This is a genomic window from Bradyrhizobium sp. DN3 (genome assembly GCF_041357655.1).
In the GTDB taxonomy this organism is placed as follows: domain Bacteria; phylum Pseudomonadota; class Alphaproteobacteria; order Rhizobiales; family Xanthobacteraceae; genus Bradyrhizobium.
In genome coordinates, this window is the sequence record NZ_JAULLN010000002.1 from 53,382 (window position 1) to 76,489 (window position 23,108).

Annotated in this window: 22 protein-coding genes; 9 read left to right on the forward strand and 13 right to left on the reverse strand. The window is 64.3% G+C overall.

Annotated features, from left to right (window positions below; translation table 11 throughout):
* Window positions 1–2: 2 nt before the first annotated feature.
* Entirely contained in the window at window positions 3–2,129 is a 2,127-nt protein-coding gene (locus tag AAE027_RS03520; protein ID WP_370985523.1) for a molybdopterin-containing oxidoreductase family protein, read from the reverse strand.
* A 240-nt stretch (window positions 2,130–2,369) separates the two neighbouring features.
* Between AAE027_RS03520 and AAE027_RS03525 the strand changes: the two genes are divergently transcribed.
* A complete protein-coding gene (locus AAE027_RS03525) occupies window positions 2,370–3,224 on the forward strand; it encodes a helix-turn-helix domain-containing protein (protein WP_370985524.1) in 855 nt (284 codons plus the stop codon).
* 364 nt (window positions 3,225–3,588) lie between these two features.
* On the opposite strand, the gene AAE027_RS03530 is transcribed toward AAE027_RS03525, so the two are convergent.
* The gene (locus AAE027_RS03530) at window positions 3,589–4,296 is read right to left on the reverse strand and encodes a hypothetical protein (protein WP_370985525.1); all 708 of its coding nucleotides are present in this window, start codon (window positions 4,294–4,296) and stop codon (window positions 3,589–3,591) included.
* Between the two features lie 222 nt (window positions 4,297–4,518).
* On the opposite strand from AAE027_RS03530, the gene AAE027_RS03535 reads away from it, so the two are divergent.
* From AAE027_RS03535 to AAE027_RS03545, 3 genes are all read left to right on the forward strand, one after another.
* A complete protein-coding gene (locus AAE027_RS03535) occupies window positions 4,519–4,848 on the forward strand; it encodes a DUF6949 family protein (protein WP_128940466.1) in 330 nt (109 codons plus the stop codon).
* Between the two features lie 126 nt (window positions 4,849–4,974).
* Entirely contained in the window at window positions 4,975–5,505 is a 531-nt protein-coding gene (locus AAE027_RS03540) for a gamma carbonic anhydrase family protein (RefSeq protein WP_091889454.1), read from the forward strand.
* Between the two features lie 129 nt (window positions 5,506–5,634).
* On the forward strand, window positions 5,635–7,323 hold the full coding sequence (locus AAE027_RS03545) for a PAS-domain containing protein (RefSeq protein ID WP_370985526.1): 1,689 nt from the start codon (window positions 5,635–5,637) through the stop codon (window positions 7,321–7,323).
* Between the two features lie 30 nt (window positions 7,324–7,353).
* Here the strand turns inward: AAE027_RS03545 and AAE027_RS03550 are convergent, their stop codons facing one another.
* The gene (locus AAE027_RS03550; RefSeq protein WP_370985528.1) at window positions 7,354–7,518 is read right to left on the reverse strand and encodes a hypothetical protein; all 165 of its coding nucleotides are present in this window, start codon (window positions 7,516–7,518) and stop codon (window positions 7,354–7,356) included.
* 96 nt (window positions 7,519–7,614) lie between these two features.
* Here AAE027_RS03550 and AAE027_RS03555 point away from each other — a divergent pair, with 96 nt between their 5' ends.
* Together AAE027_RS03555 and AAE027_RS03560 are read left to right on the forward strand one after the other, a co-directional pair.
* The gene (locus AAE027_RS03555; protein ID WP_370985529.1) at window positions 7,615–7,944 is read left to right on the forward strand and encodes a hypothetical protein; all 330 of its coding nucleotides are present in this window, start codon (window positions 7,615–7,617) and stop codon (window positions 7,942–7,944) included.
* 103 nt (window positions 7,945–8,047) lie between these two features.
* Window positions 8,048–8,401 carry a hypothetical protein gene (locus tag AAE027_RS03560; protein ID WP_091889450.1) on the forward strand — a complete coding sequence of 118 codons (354 nt, stop codon included), beginning with the start codon at window positions 8,048–8,050 and terminating at the stop codon, window positions 8,399–8,401.
* A gap of 195 nt (window positions 8,402–8,596) precedes the next feature.
* Here the strand turns inward: AAE027_RS03560 and AAE027_RS03565 are convergent, their stop codons facing one another.
* The 6 genes from AAE027_RS03565 to AAE027_RS03590 all read right to left on the reverse strand — a co-directional run bounded on the left by AAE027_RS03565 (window position 8,597) and on the right by AAE027_RS03590 (window position 14,158).
* On the reverse strand, window positions 8,597–9,091 hold the full coding sequence (locus AAE027_RS03565; protein ID WP_370985530.1) for a hypothetical protein: 495 nt from the start codon (window positions 9,089–9,091) through the stop codon (window positions 8,597–8,599).
* A gap of 175 nt (window positions 9,092–9,266) precedes the next feature.
* A complete protein-coding gene (locus AAE027_RS03570; RefSeq protein WP_370986038.1) occupies window positions 9,267–9,998 on the reverse strand; it encodes an aspartate/glutamate racemase family protein in 732 nt (243 codons plus the stop codon).
* A gap of 4 nt (window positions 9,999–10,002) precedes the next feature.
* Window positions 10,003–10,881 (reverse strand): ABC transporter permease, encoded by an 879-nt coding sequence (locus tag AAE027_RS03575; protein ID WP_370985531.1) that lies wholly within the window; start codon window positions 10,879–10,881, stop codon window positions 10,003–10,005.
* Window positions 10,881–11,840, reverse strand: a complete 960-nt coding sequence (locus tag AAE027_RS03580) for an ABC transporter permease (protein ID WP_370985532.1) — start codon at window positions 11,838–11,840, stop codon at window positions 10,881–10,883. The genes AAE027_RS03575 and AAE027_RS03580 overlap by 1 nt, the downstream gene beginning before the upstream one ends.
* A complete protein-coding gene (locus AAE027_RS03585; RefSeq protein ID WP_164939483.1) occupies window positions 11,840–13,129 on the reverse strand; it encodes an ABC transporter substrate-binding protein in 1,290 nt (429 codons plus the stop codon). The genes AAE027_RS03580 and AAE027_RS03585 overlap by 1 nt, the downstream gene beginning before the upstream one ends.
* A 42-nt stretch (window positions 13,130–13,171) precedes the next feature.
* Window positions 13,172–14,158, reverse strand: a complete 987-nt coding sequence (locus AAE027_RS03590; protein WP_370985534.1) for an ABC transporter ATP-binding protein — start codon at window positions 14,156–14,158, stop codon at window positions 13,172–13,174.
* A gap of 257 nt (window positions 14,159–14,415) precedes the next feature.
* On the opposite strand from AAE027_RS03590, the gene AAE027_RS03595 reads away from it, so the two are divergent.
* From AAE027_RS03595 to AAE027_RS03605, 3 genes are all read left to right on the forward strand, one after another.
* A complete protein-coding gene (locus AAE027_RS03595; RefSeq protein ID WP_370985535.1) occupies window positions 14,416–15,123 on the forward strand; it encodes a GntR family transcriptional regulator in 708 nt (235 codons plus the stop codon).
* Window positions 15,124–15,535: 412 nt separating this feature from the next.
* Entirely contained in the window at window positions 15,536–17,083 is a 1,548-nt protein-coding gene (locus AAE027_RS03600) for an FAD-dependent oxidoreductase (RefSeq protein WP_370985536.1), read from the forward strand.
* Between the two features lie 520 nt (window positions 17,084–17,603).
* Window positions 17,604–19,370 (forward strand): CYTH and CHAD domain-containing protein, encoded by a 1,767-nt coding sequence (locus AAE027_RS03605; RefSeq protein ID WP_370985537.1) that lies wholly within the window; start codon window positions 17,604–17,606, stop codon window positions 19,368–19,370.
* 117 nt (window positions 19,371–19,487) lie between these two features.
* Here AAE027_RS03605 and AAE027_RS03610 read toward each other — a convergent pair whose 3' ends face one another.
* From AAE027_RS03610 to AAE027_RS03625, 4 genes are all read right to left on the reverse strand, one after another.
* Window positions 19,488–20,111 (reverse strand): transglutaminase-like cysteine peptidase, encoded by a 624-nt coding sequence (locus AAE027_RS03610; RefSeq protein WP_164939481.1) that lies wholly within the window; start codon window positions 20,109–20,111, stop codon window positions 19,488–19,490.
* A gap of 331 nt (window positions 20,112–20,442) precedes the next feature.
* Window positions 20,443–21,054 carry a PilZ domain-containing protein gene (locus AAE027_RS03615; RefSeq protein ID WP_091889429.1) on the reverse strand — a complete coding sequence of 204 codons (612 nt, stop codon included), beginning with the start codon at window positions 21,052–21,054 and terminating at the stop codon, window positions 20,443–20,445.
* A gap of 160 nt (window positions 21,055–21,214) precedes the next feature.
* Window positions 21,215–22,432 (reverse strand): MFS transporter, encoded by a 1,218-nt coding sequence (locus tag AAE027_RS03620; RefSeq protein WP_370986039.1) that lies wholly within the window; start codon window positions 22,430–22,432, stop codon window positions 21,215–21,217.
* A 188-nt stretch (window positions 22,433–22,620) separates the two neighbouring features.
* On the reverse strand, window positions 22,621–23,100 hold the full coding sequence (locus AAE027_RS03625; protein WP_370985538.1) for a GNAT family N-acetyltransferase: 480 nt from the start codon (window positions 23,098–23,100) through the stop codon (window positions 22,621–22,623).
* Between the last annotated feature and the right edge of the window lie 8 nt (window positions 23,101–23,108).

Genomic DNA, 23,108 nt, shown 5'->3' on the forward strand with positions numbered 1-23,108 from the left:
CGTCAGGCCCCGCTGACCTGAACGAGGATGTCCGAGAATGTCGGGGCGCGGCCGAGGTCGGCAAAGGCGGGAGGCGTCAGCACGTGAACCGTCGCGCCCTTGCGATTGGACCGCTGCCAGTAGCCGGACGGCGCCACTACCACACCCGGCATGACGTCGGCCGAAACGGTCGCGAAGGCCTCGAACGCGCCACGGTCGTTGAACACGCGAATGGGCGCGCCCGCGACGATGCCACGCTGTGCCGCATCGTCCGGATTGAGGAGCACCGCCTGTTCCTCGCCCGCCTGCGCGGTCTGTGCCGGCAGGTCGCCGTAGTTCGAATTCAGGAAGGCGTGGCTCTTCGGCGAGATCAGGCTGAGCGGATAGCGCGTTGCGAGCATGGGCGCGGTGCGCGGATTCTCGTTCGGCGGGATGTAGTGGGGCAGGGGATCGACCGGCGCGGCGTCCTGATCGCCATTGTAGCCCTGGCGGAACAGCGGCACCACGAAATTGCCGCCGCCGGCGATGGTCGAGCTGAACTCGCACTTCCCCGATGCGGTCGGAAAATTGCCCTCGCGGTGCGGCGCCCAGTCGGCCGGCGCGGGCATGTTGAGGCGGGCATAGCCCTTGGCCTTGACACCGTCGAGCGTGATCCCGGCGAGCACCGGGCTGCTCCAGTCGAGGGAGGCTTCGATGATCTCGTCGTCGCTCCGGAAGAAGGCCGGGTCGGTGATGCCCATCGCGCGCGCGAGCCTGCGGAACAGCTCGGTGTTGGACACGGCTTCGCCGAGCGGCGCGATCGCCTGGTTGTTGTAGGACAGATAGAGATGCCCCCAGGAGAACATGATGTCCTTCTGCTCGAGCTGCGTGGTCGCGGGCAGAACGATGTCGGCGTATTTGGCGGTGTCGGTCAGGAAGTGTTCGCTGACGACGGTGAAGAGATCCTCGCGTTCTAACCCTTTTTCGAGCTTGCCCTGTTCGGTCACCATCGCCATTGGATTGGCGTTGTAGACGAACAGCGCCTTGATCGGCGGATCGAAGCCGAGTTCGCCGGTTAGCGCAGCTCCAAGGCGCCAGGAATTGAGCACGCGCATCTTCGCCGGCTGGAGATCGGGACGCATCAGCACGTCCCATCTGACCGGGAACGCCCAGATCGGGAGCTGGAGCAGCCCGCCGCCGACATGCTTCCAGGCGCCGATCAGACCCGGAAGACAGGCGATCGCGCGCACGGTCTGACCGCCGCCGGCATGCCGCTCGACCGCGACGCCAATCCGCACGACGGCCGGAGGTGTCGTCGCATATTCCCGCGCCAGCTTGACGATGTCGTCGACGGGAATGCCGGTTTCCTGCGAGGCGAATTCGGGCGTGTAGCTGGACGCCCGCGCGGCCAGCTCGTGGTAGCCCACGGTGTATTTGTCGACATAGTCGCGATCGATCAGATTCTCCTTGATGATGACGTGGATCATCGCGAGCGCCAGCGCGGCATCGGTGCCGGGACGGATCGGAATATGCCAGTCGGCGAGGCGTGCGGTGCGGGTGCGGACGGGATCGATCACCACGAGCTTGGCACCGGCCTTCTTCGCCTGCTCGATGAACGGCCAGTGATGCGAGTTCGTGCTCAGTGTGTTGCAGGCCCACAGGATGATGTATTTCGAGTGCACGAAGCTTTCGGGGTCGACGCCCGGCGTGTGCCCGATCGTCATCATGTACGCGGTGCAAGAGGCGGAATCGCAGAAGGTGCGCTCCAGAACCGTCGCGCCGAGCTTGTTGAAGAGGGGATCGCCGACGTTCAGCCCATTGATGATGCCCTGCGTGCCCAGATAGCTGTAGGGCAGGATCGCCTGCGCACCGTGCTCGGCGATGACGGATGTCCAGCGCGAGGCGATGGTCGCGAGCGCTTCATCCCAGGAGATCCGCTGGAACTGCTTGGTGCCCTTCGGTCCGACGCGTTTGAGCGGATACAGGACGCGCTTGTCGCTGTAGACGCGCTCCTCATAGTTGTTGACCTTCACGCAGAGCCGTCCGCGCGTGAACGGATGATCAGGATTGCCCCGGACAGCGATGGCCTTGCCATCCTCGACGGTGGTCAGGATGGAGCAGGTGTCCGGGCAGTCGTGGGGGCACGCGCCTATTACCGTGGTCCGGGCCATGGGTCTCTCCGCTTCCCGATTCAAGTCGGTCAAGGATGCGGCCGGCGGGCGCGGCCTGGCTTTTCAAAATGTGCGGTCTTGTTGTCCCGGACTGCTCTCGGCCCGTGGACGGCCGGCCGGATGTCTGGCATGCTAATTGCTGGACCCGGCAATACCTTTCTACCCACACATCGCGTGATCTGGCGGAGATTTCCGATGGGTATGCTCGGCAATTCTGTCGATAAATATGTTACCGGCAGAATGCTTCAGACGTCCAACGACCGGCGGTGGGGACACCTTTTGGCCGAGCGATGGAGCCATGAGCCAGGCGATCTTCCGCCGCAATTGCCGCGCGACACCGAGATCGCAATCCTGCTGCGAGGCAGCTCGGTCGTCGATCGCGAAGGCGCAGGCATGCGGCAGCGCACCTTCGGCCGAAAGGGCACCGTCTGGCTCTGCCCGGCCGGCATCCGCGAAGACTTCATCCGTGTCGAGAACCAGATGCAGGAATGCCTGCATCTCTTTCTACCCGGCAAGCCGTTCGACGACACCATGCTCCGGGATCTGGACATCGATCCCTCGGCTATCTCGATCCGCTACGAGACCATCGATCAGGACATGTTCATCGAGCACGTTGCTAACCGGATCCTGAAGGAGCTCGAACAGGAGACTTCCACCGGCCGGCTCCTGATCGAAAGTCTCGGGCGCGCGTTGTCAGCCCATCTCGTACATACCTACTCGGCAACTGCAGTCAGGCTCCGGCAAATCAACGCCGGTCAGCGGCCACTCGACGCCAAACGGCTGTCGCGCGTGACGGAGTTCATCGAGGCGTCCGTCGAACGCGAGTTCACGGTCAAGGATCTGGCATCGGTGGCGTGCATGAGTCCGGCGCATTTCTCCCGCAGCTTCAAGGCCGCGACCGGCGCCGCGCCGCATGAATATGTCGGCCGGCAGCGCCTTGATCTGGCCAAGCGGCTCCTGTCCACCAGCGATCGCCCGCTGGTCGACATCGCCTATGCCGCGGGATTTTCATCGCAGGCCAATTTCAACCGCGCCTTCCGCAAGGCGGTCGGGACGACGCCGAGCCTGTATCGGGCGCAGAAGGGCCGAGACTGAGGCTTCCGTCAGGGGAGGCAGATCTCGCCGTCGCAAGAGCTATGCCTTGTCGAAAATGCGGAGCCGCGCAGTCGCCTCCGCGACCGTCACCTCATGCACATCAAGAGCTCCTCGCGTGATCGGCCCTGGAAGCGGATCAGAGTGGTCCGGCCGGTCTCCTCAAACCCCAACCACTCGCGCCTAAGCAATTGGGTACCCGGAGATGTGTGGCCGCCACCATTCAATCGGTGACCCATGATGCCATCATGCCCCTGTTTTGCCCGACGGGTCAAGTGCGATTCGAAAAATACGAAGTTGTGCCGAGGCTTGGCTACTGTGCATGGGGTTGTTTTCGTAGTTTTTGTTTTGGAGGCCCCAGCCGCGCTCACCCTTTCGGCCCGCGCAGCTGCGCCGTCAGCTTCTCCATCGCCTCCGCCACGTCACGCCACTGCGACAGCCAGCTCCGCGGAAAGCGGAAGGTGAGGTCGGCGCCGCCGACGCGGCGCTCGGAGAGGCACATGCCGGGCGTCGCCGCATCGCGGGTGCAGCGCGCCGTCAGCGCGGGGCTTGCGCCGGAATAGAGGTCCTCGCTGCCGTAAGGGGTGTCAGCGCGGAACATCCGCATCGTCAGGCCCTCTTCGGGCATCGTCGTGGCCTGGTCGAGATAGCGCGGATAGATCGTGGCTGTGCGCTGCTCGGGCGCGAGCGCATCGTGATGGGCCGCGATCGACAGGAAGATGCGGTCGATCGATTGCACCGTCGCCTCCACCGTGTCGGCGGTGACGTGCTTCGGTGCGCCGGGCGGCTCCAGCGAGGGATAGAGGAAGTCGAGATCGATGCGCTCCTGCGGCCCGGTGTGGCGCTGGATCTTCATGCGGATCGCCGAGGTCGGCAGGTTGAACAGCGTGCCGCCGACGCTCACCGGCAGCTTGTCCGGGGCGTTTGCACCGCGCGTGCCCCAGGTCGGCCACAGCAAATAGGCGACCAGCGCCACCGCGCACGCCGCAGCCGCGCCGCCGAGCACGATCGGAACGACGTGCGCGCGGGTGTGCGTGCGGGGAGAGCGAGGAGAGGCTGCCGAAAACACCGTCATGAGCTAACGCAAGGTAAGCGGAAGTCGGCCGCTGGCCGACGAATCAGCGGCGAATATGCCATGTGGCGGCGATTTCGCGCAGCGGCCCCCGGCTGCGGGAAAGGGGGAGAGCCCTGCGCCGGACAGCGGGCGGCGTTAACCTTCTCTTAAGGATAATGTAGCGTTAACCGGCACTATTTGTCACAGGAAGGCGGTGGCGTTGCGTAAGAGCGGACCGTTCCGATGACACCTGAAGCTCTCAATACCTTGTTCTCGATCTGCATCGGTTTCGCGCTCGCGGGCGCGCTCGTGAACGGATACCAGGCGGTCGCGCAGCGTCCTGCCGGCTTCGGTCTGTTGCAGGACGGCGTGGCGCCGAAGACCTTCGCGGCGGTGCCGTTCCTGGTCTTCGCGGCGCCCTTCATCATCATGCGCAACACGCTGCGTGGCATGCGCGTTGAAAGCCGCCGCGCCGAATTCGTGATGATGGCGACCCTCATCGCCGGCTTCTGGAGCATGATGAGCGGCACCTTCTTCCTGATGACGCTGCGCGCGGCCGGCGTGCTGGGCTGACGCCTCCGGCGTTCCCCGGGACGTCTGCGTTCCCCGGGACGTCGTTCCCAGGCTGCCCGGCGTGGCGGCCCTTTGCGTCAAGGCCGCCGTTTCGCTATGCCAGGATCATCCTGACAGGAGACCTCCATGGCGATCTACGAGCTCGACGGGCAGGCGCCCGACCTTCCCGCCGACGGCAATTATTTCATCGCGGAGACCGCCACCGTGATCGGCCGGGTGCGCCTGAAGCCGGGGGCGAGCGTCTGGTTCGGCGCGGTGCTGCGCGGCGACAATGAGTGGATCGAGATCGGCGAGGGCGCCAACGTGCAGGACGGCTCGACCTGCCACACCGATCTCGGCTTTCCGCTTGTCATCGGCAGGAACTGCACGGTCGGCCACAACGTCATCCTGCACGGCTGCACCATCGAGGAGGGCGCGCTCGTCGGCATGGGCGCGATCGTGATGAACGGCGCGAAGATCGGCCGCAACAGCATCGTCGGCGCCGGCTCCGTCATCACCGAGGGCAAGGAGTTCCCCGAGCGCTCGCTGATCATCGGCTCGCCGGCGCGCGTGATCCGCACGCTCGATGATGCCCAGGTCCAGAAGATGGGGAGCGCCGCCAGATTCTACGTGGCCAACGGCCCGCGCTTCAAGAAGGGCTTGAAGCGGATCGGCTGAGATGCCGCCGGCCGCGCCGGTCCGCGCGGCATGGTTCCAAACCGTAAAAGTACCGGCCGGTCTTTTAATCCTCCGCTAGCGACCATCATGCCTATCGTGGTGCGCTTTCAACCAAGGAGGAGCGGCGCAATGGGTGCTGCAGCATTGGGATCCGGCGCCGGAACCAAATTCTTGAAGAAGTTCGTTCGTTTTGTTCGCGGCAGCGACACGCTGAGCGTTGCCGAGAAGGTCTATAGCATCGCCGGCTTTCTGGCGATCGTCACCACCTTCCTCCTAGTGATGTCGGTCCAGTCGGTGCGGTTGCACACGACCTATCGTCACATGCAGGCGTTCTCGGCCGAGGCGGCGATCAACCTTGGACGCATCAACGCGCTGATCTACGCCGTCGTGATGGAATCGCGTGGCATCTACATGTCGGTCGATCGCGGTGCGATGAAGCCATTTGCGGAGGGGCTGGTGCGACGCAACCGCGAGCTCGCGGAGGCCGTGAAGAGCATGGAGCGGACGGTCAGCGACGACGACGCCGAGCTGTTCTCGTCCTTCCACAAGCGCATCATGCAATTCATCGACTTCCGCCAGGAGCTGGTGCGGCGCGGAGTCGAGATCAGTCCGGCCGCGGCGCGCGAATGGGGCGACAACGACGCCAACCGGACAGTGCGCAGTAAGCTCAACAGCGATATCGAGGCGCTCGAGCACATCTACCAGCAGCGTGCCCGCCAGGCCGACGAGCTCGCCAACGAGAATCGCTATGCTGCCGCCTACCTGTTCGCGCTCGGGCTGGCGGCGCTCATTCTTGCGGCACTGAACGTCATCGTCATGCGGAGTTCGGTGGTTGACGCGCTGGCCGAGATCACGCAGGCGACCGATCGGATCGCGCAGGGTGACGTCAAGAGCGAAGTGCCGCATCTGCGCCGTCACGACGAGATCGGGCGACTTGCGCGCGCGGTGCAGAATTTCCGCGACGCTGTGGCGCGCATCTTCGAGCTCGAGGAGCTCGAGCTCGGCACTGCCCAGGCGCGCGACGCGGCGATGACCGAGCGTGACAAGTTCAACGACAAGTATCAGGCCAAGAAGTGGCAGCTCTCCGCCGCGATCAGCAGCATGCCGCAGGGCCTGATCATGCTGGACGGCAAGGCCAACGTGGTGGCGATGAACGCCAACTACCGGCGGATCTACAATCTGCCTGAGACGATCCAGGTCGGATCGACGCTCGAGGAAATCCTCCAGCACCGGGTCAAGAGCGGACTGTTCAGCGGCGACGTCACGAAATATGTCGGGGCGGTGCTCGGCCGGATCGCCAGGCGCGAGCCGACGGCCTACGAGATCCCCCTCAACGACGGCCGCATCATCAAGATCTACGAGCGGCCGATGGACGGCGGCGGTTGGGTGTCGGTGCAGGAGGACGTCACCGAGCAGCGTCAGCACCAGCGCATCCTGGAGCGGATGGAGCGCTTCCTCGCGACCATCATCGAGAACGTGGCCGAGGGCATTATCGCCAAGGACGCGCGCAATCTGCGCTACGTCTTCATCAACAAGGCCGCCGAGAAGATGATCGGCATGTCGCGTGGCGAGATCATCGGCAAGACGGCGCGGGAATTGTTCTCCGCGGAGGCGGCCGAACTGATCGAGCGGCGCGACCAGCAGCTGCTGGCGCAGAAGCAGCAGCTCGAGCCGATCGTCGATACCATCGACAATCCCGCGCGCGGCCGCCGTGTGATCTCCGCCCGCCGCGTTCAGATCGGCGGCGCCGACGAAGAGTCCCACATGTTCGTGACCATGGTCGAGGACCGGACCGAGAGCATGGTGGCGGCCGCATAGTGACCGGCTCGCGCCATCCGGAGGGGGGCGTCAGCGTCCCTCGGATCCGCGCGCTTCGGTCGCGCCCGCAACCTTCTCGTGGCCGGCGGCCCATAGCGCATGCTCGTCGCTGCCGTCCGAATAGGGATTGGCTTCGGCGGGGATGCTTTCGCGCGCGGCGCGCTCGCCTTCAGCAAAGGGATCGCGATCGGTCATCGTGATTTGGCCTCCTCGCCTTCAAGCTGACGTGACGGCATTTGTTCCGGAACAGGTGTTCGCCGCAGCGGTTGACCGGCAAAGGGAGAATTTCCGATGTCTGCCAGATCGTCCGCAACCAAGACCATGATGGTGATCCTCGCACTCGCGGCGATGCCGGCCACCTCGTGCGCGCAGGCAACCGGCGGCTCTGCCGGATCAACCGGAGGCTCTGCGGGTTCGACCGGAAGCTCTGCGGGACCGACGGGGGGCGTCACCAACTCGCCTGCTCCGCCGCCCGGGACCAACAGCCTGGGGACGGCTCAATCATCCGGCCCGGGCTCCGGAGCCACCATCGGCACCGGCTCGGGCGCCGCGGACGCCACCGTCAATGCCGAGAACCGGCTGCTCGACAAGAAGATGAAGAGCATCTGCCGCGGCTGCTGATGCCCGCGCGGAATTGAGTCAGCGTGGCTGTCCGGAATGCCCAAGCGACGTTAGCTTGATCCTGCTTTGAAGCGTGGAGCGTGTCCAAGCGGAGGATCGAGTGATGTTACGCAAGATGATCATGACGACGCTGGCCGTCGCGGCGGTCGGGCTGTCGGCGCCGCAAGTGGCCCAGGCGCGCGGTTTCGGCCATGGTGGCTGGGGCGGTGGCGGCTGGGGCCATGGCGGGCACGGCCATTGGCATGGCGGCGGCTTTTGGCCGGGCGTTGCGATCGGCGCGGGCCTTGCCGGCGCCGGCTACTACGGCGCTTATTATGGTTATGGCTATCCCTATTACGGCAGCCCCTATTATTATGGTGCCGGCTACGACGATGGCTATGGCGGCTGTTACGTCGTTCGGAAGCGGGTCATGACGCCAGCTGGATGGCGATACCGCCGCGTGGATGTCTGCGAATAGCATCCTTGGCGAATGGCTGGGCCCATGAAAGAACAAGGCCGTTGACGCAGTATACCGTCAACGACCTTGCCAGCCCCGGACATTGAAATCGGCTCACGCCATCCGGTAACCGCGAGCATGGCGCGGAATCATACGGGCGAATGTGATCCAGTTCACAAGTGGCGAAAATAAAGTTCCAATCGCGCTGGGGTCCGCTCAGCCCGGCGAACGCTTGCGCGCGCTGGCCTGGACGCGGTGCCGCGCCGGTTTCCTGCGGGTAACCGAGGGCGTTTCAGTCTCGGTGGCCCGGGCGCTGGCAAAGGACTGCCGCAAGCCGTCGATGGACTCGTTCAGCGTCGCCACCTGCTCGGACAGGCGCTTGGTGTCGGCCTGCTGCGCTGCCATCAGCCGCTTCATGGTCTGGAGCTGATCCTGCACGACCTGGAGCTGGTCGATCGATTCCTGCTGAGTCGCCTCCAGCCCCTTGGTCTTCTCGACCAGCTGCTCGGACACTTGTGCCGTGCGGGCCTGGAGCAGCCGCGATGCCAGCACCCGATCGGTCTCCGGTGCCGCGCCGGTATAGGCGCGCCAGACCGCAATCGAGGTCACGCCGGCGATGAGCAGGAGAAGGGCGGCGGCGGTCAGCGCGATCGGTTGGCCGCCGAGGCGAAGCAGGGGATTGGACGGTGTGTCCTGTGCGAGATCGATCATCGCGAACAAAGCCCAAATTGAAACTTGGTGCGTGGCGAAGTCCGGCAACCAGAGGCCACCGGGGCGTCCCGAAAGCCTTACGTTTCGGCAAGGAATGGGACCAAAAAGAGGCTAAGGGCAAAAAAACCAGCAATCAGGGGATCTTAGGGCCTCCGAAGGCCTCTCAGGGCACGGATCAGGGCTGAAACGGCGAAAACGTCCCGGAATAGGTCTTCGACCGCGGCGCCGCATAGGGGCCGAGCCGGGACGTCGTCAGTCCCAGCCGCACCACTGATTCCGCCAGCGTCACGGCGGCGGCGACGCCGTCGACGACGGGCAGGCCATGCGTGGCGGCGAGTTCGCTGGCGAGATCGGCCATGCCGGCGCAGCCGAGCACGATCGCCTCCGCGCGGTCGTCGCGGATCGCGGCCGAGATCTCGGCGGAGATCTTGCCGACGGCATCGGCGTTGCGCTCCTCCAGTGCGAGCACGGGGACCTCGGCGGCGCGGACGCGGGCGCAGCGCTCGGCGAGGCCGTATTTCCGCAAGTTGTGTTCGATCGGCACGATGGAGACACCGAGGGTCGTCACCACGGCAAAACGCGCTGCGATCAGGCTCGCCATGTGGAAGCCGGCTTCGCCAATGCCGATCACCGGCGCCTTGGCGGCGGCGCGCGCGGCGTCGAGGCCGGTGTCGTCGAAGCAGGCGATGATGTGCGCATCCGCGCCGTCGCGATCAGCCTCGCGGATGCAGCCGAGCATGCCGGGCACGGCGAAGGCCTCGTCGTAAAAACCCTCGATCGAGACCGGGCCCATCGCCGGCTGGCGCGCATCGATCACGGTGCCGGGCAGGGCGATGCTGCGCGCCGCAGCGGCGATCTTCGCCGTCATCGTCACAGTGGTATTGGGATTGACGACGTGAAGCCGCATCGGATCAGACAAGTCCCTTGCCGGCGTCCGAGCCCTTGGCCGCCTGCCGCTTGTTGAGCATGTGGATGGTGCCGAGCGCAAGCGTGATCACTGCGAACGACACCGCTGAGATCACCGTGCCGAGCGCATAGATGTCCGGTTTCGTCACTGTGGTGGTGAGGCCCTGTAGATCCAGCGGCAGCGTGTTCACCGGACCGATCGCCTGGCTGGAGCGGGCGAGCTCGTCCCAGGACAGCGTGAAGCCGAACAGGCCGATGCCGATCACCGACGGCAGGATGATCGGCAGCACGACATGACGGAACGTCTGCCACGGCGTCGCGCCGAGATCGCGCGCCGCTTCCTCCAGGCGCGGATCGAAGCGGTTGAAGATCGCGAACATGATGAGCAAGCCGAACGGCAGCGTCCAGGTCAGGTGCGCACCTAAGCCCGAAGTGAGCAGGCCCATCGAGGTCTCGAAGTTCTCGCTCCAATGCGCCTTGATCAGGTCGTCGATGATGCGGAATTCCAGCGAGATGCCGAGCGAGGTGATGATCGAAGGCACGATCAGGCTCGCGATCGCCGAGTAGAACAGGATACTCTGCGCCCTGAACTTCCTGCGGAACGCCATGCCGGCCGCGACCGACAGCACGACTGTGACGGACATCACCACGAGGCCGAGCAGCAGCGAGCGGCGGAAAGCGGCGCCGAGATCAACGATGCCGGTGCCCTCGAACAATTTGACCAGCCAGAAGGTCGAAACGCCGTTCATCGGGAAGGTGAGGCCGCCCTGCGGTCCCTGGAACGACAGCAAGTAGATCGCGATCATCGGGCCGTAGAGGAACAGCACATAGGCCGCGAAGAAGATCGCGAGCACGTAGAAAGAGCGCGGGCGTCCTTCCTTCATCACAGCTCCTTCCGGATGTCGACGATGCGCGACATCATGGTGATGATCAGGAAGGTGATCGCGAGCAGGATCACGGCGTTGGCGGCGGCGGCGGGGAATTGCAGCGCGTTGAGCCGCGTCTCGATGATCTTGCCGGCGGCGGCGATCTGCTGGCCGCCCATCACGCCAATGGTGATGAAGTCGCCCATCACGATGGTGATGACGAAGATCGAGCCGATCACGATGCCGGGTTTTGCCAGCGGGATGATCACGTTGACGAGGGTCTGGAAGCCGCTCGCGCCGGCGTCATAGGCGGCCTCGATCAGCGACTTGTCGATGCGCACCATCGAATTGAAGATCGGCACCACCATGAAGAAGGTGAAGAGGTGGACCAGCGCCAGCACCACGGAGAATTCGGAGAACAGCAGCCATTCCAGCGGCTGGTTGATCAGGCCCGTCTTGATCAAGCCTGAATTCACCAAGCCGTTTCGACCGAGCAACGGAATCCAGGCGATCATGCGGATCACGTTGGAGGTCCAGAACGGGATCGTGCACAGCAGCGACAATCCCATCTGCCAGGTCTTTGATTTCACGTGGAAGGCGAGGAAGTAGGCAACCCAGAAACCGATGAAGAGCGTGATGGCCCAGACCATGAAGCAGAGCTTCAGCGTCTTCACATAGGTCTTGCCGATGGTGCAGAGATCGGGGAGCTGCGCGATGCAGCCTTCGAATGTATCGGTGTAGCCGCGGCCGGAGAAGGCCGGCAGCAGCTGGTATTCGTTGTAGTCCCAGAACGAGACGATGACGACGAACACCAGCGGAATGAGGAAAAAGGCGAGAAACACCAGCATCATCGGCCCGGCCTGCAGCCAGGAGATGAAGGACGGCGACAGGCGCGTCACTTTCGCGGCGCGCGCTGTGCCCGCCCCCGGGATCAAGCCCGGGGATGCCTGTTGCAGGACTTCTTCCGACATGTCCATTACGCCGCGATGAACTCATTCCACTTGCGGACCATGTAGTCGTTCTCGTCCATCACGGCGTTCCAGCAGGCGACGCCGCCCATGCGGTCCTCATAGGAGCCGCCGTCGCGCACCGCGCCGGCCTTCTCGAGCAGCGAGCCGTCGGGCGCCTTGATGTCCTTCTCGGCCGGCTTGCCTTCCATCCAGTACGCCCACTCGTAGGGCTCCATGTGCGCCTTCGCGGTGGAGAGCACGGCCGAGTAGTAGCCCTGGCGGTTGAGATAGGCGCCGGCATAGCCGGACAGGAACCAGTTCACGAACTCATAGGCCCAGTCGAGCTTGGGACCCGAGACGCCCTTGGAGACGCAGAAGCCCGAGGCCCAGGAGCGGTAGCCTTCCTTGAGCGGCTGGAAAGTGCAGGCAATCCCCATCGAGCGCACCTTCGTCACCGCCGGCGACCACATCGACTGGATCACGGTCTCGCCCGATGCCATCAGGTTGACGCTCTCGTTGAAGTCTTTCCAGAAGGCGCGGAACTGGCCGGCCTTCTTGGCTTCGGTCATCACCTTCATGGTGAGGTCGATCTCTTCCTTGGTCATGTTGCCCTTGTCGGCATATTTGTACTTGCCGGAGGCCTCCACGACCATCGCGGCATCCATGATGCCGATCGAGGGGATGTTGAGGATCGAAGCCTTGCCCTTGAATTCGGGATTGAGCAGCTCGGACCACGAGCTGATCGGCCGCTTGATCAGGTCGGGACGGATGCCGAGCGTGTCGGCGTTGTAGACGGTCGGGATCAGCGTCACGAATTCGGTCGCCGACGTCGCGAACTTCTTGGAGTCCTTGCCTTCGAGATAGAGCACCTTCCAGGGTGCGGTGCCCTGGCCGCCGATCTTCTTGCCGCCGGGCGTCTCGCCCTTGGTGAAGACCGGCGTGATGTTGTCGAACTCCTTGATCTTCTTGGCGTCGAGGGCAAGGATGTTGCCCGACGGCACGATCTTCTTCAGCGAGAAATATTCGGTGTCCAGCACGTCGAAGGAGTTCGGCTGGGTCATCACGCGCTTGGTGACGTCGTCGGTGGTTGCGGTGATGTATTCGATCTTGATGCCGGTGTCCTTCAGGCACTGCTTCGAGATGTCATCGCCCTCGTTCACGGCGGTGCCGAGATAGCGCAGCACCTTCGCATCGGCCGACTTCACATAGGGAAAGCCGGTGATGGCGCCGGAGCCGGCGGCAAGGCCGGCGAGACCTGCGGTGCCCTTGAGCAGCGTGCGGCGGCTGACGCCCTTCGTCCTGGTGGTCTCGGTCATATCAGTCACTCCTCTGTTGCGCATTCCAGTGATCGATCGGCGCTATTGCAGGCGTTGCGCCTTGGCGGGATCCCAGGTGGCCAGCACGCGATCGCCCGGACGGAACGGGTGGACGTCGAAGGTGGCTTCGGGAACGTGGGAGAACAGGGCGGTGCCGTCGTCGAGCGTGAGCGAGACGGCGATGTAGGAGCCCTGGTACTCGGTCTGGGTCAGCAGCGCCGGCGCGCCGAAGGCGCCGTCGGCGAACGGGACGATGCCGAGCTGATCGGCGCGCACGGCGATGAGCTTGCCGGCGTCGCTGAGCACGTTGTGGCCGCCGATGAAGCGCGCGACGAATTCGCTGCGGGGATGGTGGAAGATGTCGCGCGCCGCGCCCTGCTGCTCGATCCGGCCGTGGTTCATCACCACGATGTGGTCGGCGAGCGCCATCGCCTCTTCCTGGCCATGGGTGACCTGGATGAAGCTGATGCCGAGCTCGCGCTGCAGCCGCTTCAGTTCGCCGCGCATCTTCACCCGCAGGAAGGGATCGAGCGCGGAGAGCGGCTCGTCGAGCAGCAGGATCTGCGGCTCGGTGATCAGCGCGCGAGCGAGCGCCACGCGCTGCTGCTGGCCGCCGGAAAGTTGCGCGGGGAGGCGCCCCGCATAGGGGCTCATCGCCACCAGTTCGAGCAATTCGCCGGCGCGCTTGTGGCGCGTCGGCTTGTCGATGCCGCGCATCTTCAGTGCGAAAGCGACGTTGTCGATGACGCTGAGATGCGGAAACAGCGCATAGGACTGAAACATCATCGCCGTGCCGCGCTTGGCGGGCTCGAGGTCGGTGACGTTCTGCGCGCCGAGGATGATATCGCCCTCGCTGACCGCTTCATGACCCGCGATCATGCGCAATGTCGAAGTCTTGCCGCAGCCGGAGGGGCCGAGCAGGCAGCAATAAGTGCCGGCCGGGATCTTCAGGTTGACATTGTCGACCGCCAGCGTCGTGTCGTAGCGCTTGGTGACGGCAACCAGTTCGAGAGCGGCGGGAGTGGCCATGGCGTGTCCGACAGGGGGGCGATGCTTCCCGCCTCTCTCCGCAAGGTCCGTGCCAACGGCTCGCGGCCGGTCAATTTTTTGAAACTGTGCAGTGGAGTCAGATCGTTAGATCGAATTTGGCCCATCCGGGCTGCCTGCCGCCTGCACAGTCATCTGCACACAAAACGGGCGAAGATTGTATAAACTTTCGCCTGTGATTGGATACAGCTGGTCGACTAACATTCGCAGCCGAACGTTGTCGATCGAGCCTCACAACCATGGCCGCCAAGACCCGCCCGAAATCCGACGCGCCGGACGCGAGCGATCGCGTCAGCCGTATCCGGGAGGGCGTGACCGCGGCAATCCTCGAGCACCGCCTGTTGCCCGGCACGAAGCTCGGCGAGGACGAGATCGGCGACATCTACGGCTCCAGCCGAACGCTGGTCCGCACCGCGCTTCAGCAGCTCGCGCATGAAGGCATCGTCAATATCGAGAAGAACCGCGGCGCCTTCGTTGCGCGCCCGACACCCGCCGATGCCCGCGAAGTGTTCGAGGCGCGCCGCCTGATCGAGCCCACCATCGTCGATCATGCCATCGATGCGGCATCGCCGGCCTGGCTCGATCGCCTCCAGCAACATCTCGCTGAAGAGCGCGAGGCCGAGCTGCGTGGCGATGCGCGCGCCTCGGTCCGCCTTTCCGGCGAGTTTCACCGCCTCGTCGCCGAGATGAGCGGCCACAGCATCTATCTCGGCTTCCTCAAGGAGCTGATCGCGCGCTCCTCGCTCATCATCCTGCTCTACCGCCGCCACGACACGCCGGCCTGCGGCACCGATCACCACGCCGGCATCGTCGCCGCGATCCGCAAGCGCGACAGAGAGGCGGCATGCGCGCAGATGCTGTCCCATCTGACCGAGATCGAGGCCGAGCTGTTCTTGAAAGATCCCGCCGCCGACGAGCTGCGGCTGGTCGACGTGCTCGGCGCCTGACCGGCACGGATCGCAAAGCCTGTAGGAGAAGTTGCGGCCGGACCTGCGGGACCGCATCAGCGGCTGAGCTCACTCTCGGCGGCAAGCTGTCCGTCAGGCGTGATTTCGTATTCGCCGTCGTGCTTGGTCATCCATCCTGACCTGACCATCTCTCGTGCAAGTTGTATCGAGCAGATCGGATGATTGCCTCCTGGGTAATACAGCCTGTCATTCCGGACGAGCAGGTGTCCGTACAATTGAGCCTGACGTAACGCCCTGCGCATTCCGGGTGATGGATTTTTCATGTCGTTTCAAGCGCGAGCGCGATGAAGGTTCCTAATGAACGCGGTGTCTCAATGCGATTTTCGCTCGCGGGCCGCCGGGGAGGAACCCTGTTCCTGCCGCCCAGTTTTTTCTTTCGAGGAGTACTGTCATGAATGTACGGGACGAGCACACCCGATCGCTCTGGATGGATGTTTCGGTTGCCGACGCGCCGGCGCTATCCGGTACGGTGGGTACGGACGTCGTCATTGTCGGTTCTGGAATTGCCGGGCTGTCGGTCGCCTATGAGCTTGCCAGCCATGGACGCTCGGTCGTGGTGCTGGACCGCGGCGGCATCGGCAGCGGGATGACGGCGCGCACCACCGCTCATCTGGCGACGGCGCTCGACGACGGCTACGACGAGTTGGTGAGGGTGCGCGGCCCTGACCGTGCGCGGCACTACTATCAGAGCGTCGCTGCCGCGATCGATCGCGCCGAGGTCATCCAGCTTGCCGAGCATATCGATTGCGATTTTCAACGCGTCGATGGCTACTGGGTGCTGGCGCCCGAAACGCCCGCATCCGAGCTTGACGAGGAATTGGTTTGCTGTCGCAAGCTCGGAATTCCCGTCGAAAACCGCATCGAGCCAACCCCGTTCCATGCCGAGGGCCAGGTGCGTTCGCTGCGCTTTGCCCGGCAGGCGCGCCTGCACCCGACCAAATACCTCGCGGGTCTGGCGAGCGCGCTCGAGCGCCGGGGGGCGCGGCTCTACGCCGACACCTGTGTCGAGAGCATCCGTCAACAGCATGGCGACATGGTCGTGACGACCGCCTTAGGCCACGAGGTCCACGCCGCCGACGTGGTGGTCGCGACGAACTCGCCCGTCAATCTGCAGGTGGCGATCCACACCAAACAGGCGCCTTATCGCACGTATGCACTTGCGGCGAAGATTGCGGCCGGCGCGCTGGAGGATGCACTCTATTGGGATACGCTCGATCCCTATCATTATGTCCGACTCCAACCGTTCTCTTCCGACGAGGATATCGTGATCATCGGCGGCGAAGATCATAAATCGGGCGAAGCGAACGACGGCGTACAGCGCCTTGACGCGCTCGAGCGCTGGGCACGCGATCGCTTGACGGGTTTGCGCGAGGTCACTCATCGCTGGTCCGGCCAGGTGCTGGAGCCGGTCGATTTCACCGGCTTCATTGGCCGCAGCCCCGGCGAGGAGCATCTCTTCATCGTCAGCGGCGATTCCGGGCAGGGGATCACGAACGGGCTCGTCGCCGGCCTGTTGGTGACGGAGCTGATCACGACGGGCGCGAGCCCTTGGGAAGAGGTCTACGCTCCGTCACGGAAGATTCAGAAGCACATCGGCGAGTTCATCAGCGAGAACATCACGCCGCTGAAGAATTTTGCGGAATATCTTGCGGCGAGCGAGATGGCGAGCGTCGAACGGCTGCGGCCGGGCGAGGGGCGTCTGGTCCGCAGCGGCCTGAAGAAGATTGCCGCTTGCCGGGACCGCAACGGACGTCTGCATCTGCACTCGGCAAGCTGCACCCATCTCGGCTGTGTCGTGCACTGGAATGCGCTGGAGCAGTGCTGGGATTGCCCATGTCACGGCTCGCAATTCGCGGCCGACGGCACCGCGCTCAATGGCCCGGCGGTGTCGCCGCTGGGCGGCGTCGAAAGACCGGCCAATCTTGAAGCCGCGGAGTGAACGGCAATCCCTCAAAAAGTTGTGGCCGGCCTTAAGGACCCCGCCGCCGCTGAGCTGTGGCTCGCGGATGTGCTGAGTCCGTGAGAGCACTGAGTCGCTGTGCTACCGCTCGAATGGTATTTCTACTCCTGACCCTCGGGAACCGGTTTTTTGCTCCGCGAATCAGTGAGAGTCGCCGCATCCGGCAGAGGGCTTGTCACAATCTTCGGCCTGTCATCGCACAGGTGACTTCTAAGTGTCTCCAGAACCAGAAAGAATTTCTCGGCTAGCATGAACCAAGCTCGTTTGACGGGTTCATCTCGGTTTCGAAAACTGCGAGACCTCATCAATACGATCACTTACTGTACGCGGCGCCAACTTAATTCGTCACGGCGAGCCGAATTGTGACAGTCCTCGTCGATATTTGCGCTCGGAATGTCGCATGTGGACGATGATGCGTTGCGACGTAACCTGACTATTCCTCGCGGGGCTTGCCGGCTATATGCTCGCGCTCTGTCATCGAACTGTCATGTACCCCAAAATGCTGAAGTCAGACTCAACACCGGCCCGCAAGACTCCGGGCGCGCCGGATGGGAATCCTGCTCCGAAGGACAACAAGAGAACGCAAGTCGTCGCCGGCTTCCTCAGGCAGATTGAACCCGCCGGGCCAGGCGCAGAACCTCGGATCGAGGACGCCGTGAGTGATCAGACGTCATCGCAAGAGACGACGCCTGATCTGGAACCAGTTCCGTCAAGCGTTGGCGCGCGTCCGGCCGGTGAAATCGAACTCAAGCTTCTCGTCGATGCCGATCGCATGGCGCATTTCAACGCTGCGCCGGTCATCACGGCGAACGCGCGCAATAAGGGCACGCGTAAGCATCTCAAGTCCGTCTATTATGACACGCCCGAGCGCACGCTTCGGCGTGGCGGCCTGAGCTTGCGCGTACGCCAGAGCGGCGCGCGCTTCGTGCAGACCGTGAAGACCGACGCCGCGGACGATCCGCTGCGCCGCGGCGAGTGGGAGGCGAGCGTGCCCTCGCTTGCGCCCGATCTCGCTCTGGCGATGCCTTTCATTCCGGAGAAGCTTCGCTGCCACCTCGAAGCACGGCCGCTCGAAGCCGTCTTCACCGCCGACGTCCATCGTCATGCACGGATGCTCGATCTGCCGTCCGGCACGGTCGAAGTCGCCTTCGACCAGGGCGAGCTGACGGCCGGCGATGGTTCGCTGCCGGTGAGCGAGATCGAGCTGGAGCTCAAGAGCGGCAGCGCAAGCGCAATCTACGAAGTCGCGCTACGGCTTGCGGAACACGGGGCGGTGAAGCCGTCAATCCGCACCAAGTCGGCGCGTGGCTTCGACCTTGCCGCCGGCAAGCCGCCCCCGGCATGGCGCCCGCGAAAACTTCGCCTCGATCCGTCGGTGACCCTCGACGGGGCCTTCGCGACGATCCTGCGCTCCTGCTTCCATCATCTGCTTCAGTCGCTGCCCGCCGCCGAGGACGGCCGCAATCCGGAAGGCGTCCATCAACTTCGCGTTGCGCTGCGCCGGCTTCGATCGGCGCTGGACCTGATGCGATCGGTCGGCGCGCTCAGCAATCTCGATGCGCTGCGGTCGGAGGCGCGCTGGCTGGCGCAGGATCTGTCCGCCGCGCGGGACTGGGATGTGTTCCAACTCGAGACCTTGCCGACAATCGCAAAAGCCTGTCCTTCGATCGCCGGCTTCGATGCGCTCGGCCGGGCCGCAGCCGGGCGTCAGGCTGACGCCTATCGCAAGGCGCATGATGCGCTCGCCGACCGCCGCTGCGCCGTATTCCTGATCGGCCTCGGCGGCTGGATCGAGACACGGGGCTGGCGCAACGACGTCGCCGCCGAGGATCTCGGCCAACTCGCCGAGCCCGCCGTCAACTTCGCGCAGCGCATCTTGTCGGAGCAATATGCCAAGGTGCTCAAGCGCGGCTGCCGCTTCAAGTTGCTCACGATCGAAGAGCTGCACCGGGTGCGGCTCGCGACGAAGCGGCTGCGCTATCTCAGCGAGTTCCTCCTGCCGCTGTTTGCCGATCGGAAGTCTGCGAGAAAATTTGCCCGCAGGCTCGCCGGTTTGCAGGAGGAGCTCGGCGCCTTCAACGATATGGCAGTGACGGCATCGTTGCTGGATCGGCTCGATGCCGAGCCCGACAGCGCCATCGCCGCGGCGGCGATCGCCGGCTGGCAGGCGCGCGCGTCGGTTGGCGTGCAGCCCGCCTTGCAAAGCACGTGGCGCGATTTCACGGCCGCGCGCGTGCCGTGGTCTCGCCGGACCGCACAGGACTGATCGCGCCTTCGCAAGAAGTTGCGGCCAGGCTTTGGGGGAAGCCTGGCCGCGCGCGAACCGGTCTGGGACGGGGAGGGGTGGGGATGTGACCGGGTCGCGTAACTCGTTGTCTCGTTTCTAATCTCTGGCGCTGGCGGTGGAGACCGCCGGCTTGGTATCGCCGAGCGAGACCCAGACGTTGGGATCGCTCTGCGACTGGCGCTTGACGAAGCGGTAGCCGGTCTCCGTCCAGGCAACGACGCTCTCGTTCTGATTGTCGAGAACGAACTCGCCCTTGTCGGTCTTCACCGTCAGCACCGCGTGGCCCTCGCCCTTCTTGTCGCGCACCACGGTGATGAGCAGGGCCTCGCGCGGCCATCCGGCATCGATCAGCATCTTGCGCTTCAACAGCACGTAGTCTTCACAGTCGCCGTAACCGTCCGTCGGCAGCGACCACTTCTCGATCACGCCCCAGTGCTCCTGGTCGGTCAAAGGCTTCACGGTCTCGTTGACCCAGCGATTGACCTTGACGAGGTCGCGCCATGCAGCCTGCGACATCACGATGTCGCGTGCCTGCGTCGGCCCGCCCTTGCACTGAGCGGCGTTGTCCGCACAGAACTCGACCCAGCCGATCGGCGCACGCGTGGTGTCGCCGAGGCTCGCGTAGAGCAGACGGCCTTCGCCGGCCTGCGCTGTCGCGCTGATCCCGAAGAGCATGGCGGCCAGCGCCAGCCCTTTCCCCTGTCCCCTGAAGTCAAACATTGCGGCCCCCGTTTCTTGTTGGGACCACATTTCGCACGGAGCTTTTGAGTTGCCGCTAAGTCAGCCAAGTCAAGTCGAGACGAATGCAAGTAAAAGGCGCAGCGAATTCGATCTATACTTGAATCGAATTCTCGTAAAATTTGAAATGACTGCAATTGATTCAAATTTTATCTGTTAACGCGCAAACGCTGGCGGAGCCATTGTTTGCGCGCACGTGCAGCCCTTGCGTTAACTCGCGCGGAGCTGGTCGCAACCCATGAAAAAGGCGGCGTCCGCATCGCGGAGGCCGCCTTCGAGGCTGGAAATGCAGTGGTTTTGACGTCGTCGCGCTTTACCGCGCGGTAACGCTCTCTTCGAGTGTCTCGGCCGGCTGCTCGTGCATGAATTCGAGGGCGAAGCCGTCTTCGAGGTTTCGGACCACGCGGCCCTGGACCCGGCCGAGCAGAACCGTTGATTTCAGCGGCGGGCGGTTCTCCGCGGCAATCGCGGCGCCCGACAGCGACAGGTCGATGATGCGGCAGGTCATCTTGGTGCCGTCCTCGAGCGTCAGCACCGCGATCGGGTTGCGCGGCACGATACGATCGTGACGGCGGTCCTCCGGCAGGTTGAGGATGTCGCGGTTGGCGAGCCAGGTGAGCTGTGCCGCGAGCTTGTCGCGCTTCCTCGGCGTTGCCCCGATCGTCATGGCAAAGCCATTGTCGATGATCCGGGTGATCTTGCCCTCGACCCGGCCGATATGGTCGAGATAGGCGACGACGCGGTCGCCGACATTGCCGATGCCGGGGGCGAGCAGCGCGAGGCCGCCCGGCGACATGTTGATCACCTGGCAGGGGAATTCACGGCGGTCCGGCAGCATGTAACGGCCGAGCAGGTGCACTTTCACCCGCTGGAAACGCCGACGCTCCTCGGCGGCCGGAAGAAATTTTCTGTTCGCTAACGCCATTTCCAACACCCGACCCCCCGCCCGGGCGGAGTCCGGCACGACCCTAAGGTGCATAGGGTTAATGCCGCGTTAGGATCGGGCGCGCCGGTAACGGACAGACACAATGCGCTCGAAAAGCCACATCAAGGGCGGGCAGGCGAGGCCCCCCGGGCGGGACCGGTCAAGCCGTTCGCAGGCGCCGCCGATATAGAAGACCCAGCAGCGCCAGCAGCACCACCGCCGAGAGCCCGAGCGACCAGTGAATGCCGATCGCGGCGCCCGATAGCCCGACGGTGAGGCCGCTGAAGGCCCGCATGCCGAGTCCGGCCATGTTGTAGAGACCGACGACGCGGCCGCGGATGTCGGACGGTGCGTTCAGCTGCACCAGCGCCTGCGCCATGGTGTTGAACGACAGCTCGAAGAAGCCCGCGCAGAACAACAGCACGATCGCGACCGGATAGATCCGCACGGAGGCGAAGCCGAAGAGCGCCACGCTCCAGAGCATCGCCAGCATGATTGCGGTGCGCGGCGTGCCCTTGAGACGTCCCCAGGATTCCAGCGCGATGCCGGCGAGCAGGGCACCGGCCGCATCAGCCGCGAGCAGCACGCTGTAGGAGACGCCGGGATCGCCATGGCCGAGATCGCCGGCAAAGCCCGGCATCTGGGCGTGATAGGCGTTGCCGATCATGAAAGAGGTGAGGCCGGCGAGCCACGTCATCGCTAACAGCACCGGCTGCGTGCCGATGGCGCGCATCGTCAGCACGATGTCGGCAAGGCCGCGCACCGCGAAACGCCGCACGGCGACGCTGTTGTCGCGCAGCGGCGCCCAGAACAGCCAGAGCAGCATCGGCAGGTAGAACAACGTGTTGAAGATGATGCCGTGCGAAGTGCCGAGCGTGAGCATGATGATTCCGCCGACCGCGGGCCCGACCAGGATGCCGAGATAGCGCGCCATCGCGTTCAGCCGCACCGCGCTCGGAAGATCGGCCGGGCCGACGAGGTCGTAGAGCAGCAACTGGTTCGGCGTCTGCCACAACACGCCGGCGCAGCCGTGGATCACCAGCAGCAGCATCGCGTGCCACATCTGGATCGTATCGGTGAGGAAGAAGAAGCCCCATCCGGCCGAGGCCACGATAAACAGCACCATGCCGCACTGGATGATGCGGCGCGGATCGAACCGGTCGGCAAGCCCGCCGACCGCGACCGAGAACAAGAGGAAGGGCAGCCAGTGCGACAGCACGGCAAAGCCCGCCAGCGCCGGCGAATGGAATTTCTGGAACACCACCCAATAGCTGATCACGTGCTCGATATTGTCGGCCATCATCGCCAGCACGTAAGCGACGAACTGGACGCGGTAGGGCCCCGACTTCATGGCCGCGAACGAGCCGGACGCGACCATGGGATTTTGAGGGAGGGGGTTCAAGCGAGCACCAAGGTAGGATTTGGGCCGCCTTACACGGTCGGCGCCAATGGCTCAAGACACTTGGGTGTGTGAGTCATGAGCCCGTAGCCCAGATGGAGCGGACGCGTAATCCGGGGCCGCCGGTCCCGCATTCCGCTTCGCTGCATGCGGGCTACGACCTGCTGCTAATCTAGCCGTTTGACGTAGACCGCATAAGGCACGCCAGAGATATCCGGCGCCTCGCGCACCTTTGCGAATCCCATCCGCAGATACATTGGCAGCGCGACCGTCATGATCGTCGTCGTATGCAGCGCGATGACCGGCGACAGGTCGCGCTCGGCGCGGCGAACGCATTCTTCCGTCAGTTGCCGGCCAATACCCTTGCCGCGCGCCGAGGGATCGACCACCAGCATGCGGATGATCGGCCAGGCCGGATCGAAGAACGCGGCCTTTGGCTGCCGTGGACCGATATAAGCCACGGCGCCGACGATCTCGCTACCGTCTTCAGCGACGACGATCTCGCCTGTCCCGGAAAGCTCCGTTATCTTCGCGACATTGGCCATAAACGTTGGCCAATCCGAATAATCCTGCTCGAATTGCGCGAAGGCGGCGAGAGCGACGCGCCTGACTGCGTCCGCATCCGCTGGCTGATAGTCACGTAGCATCGGCGGTT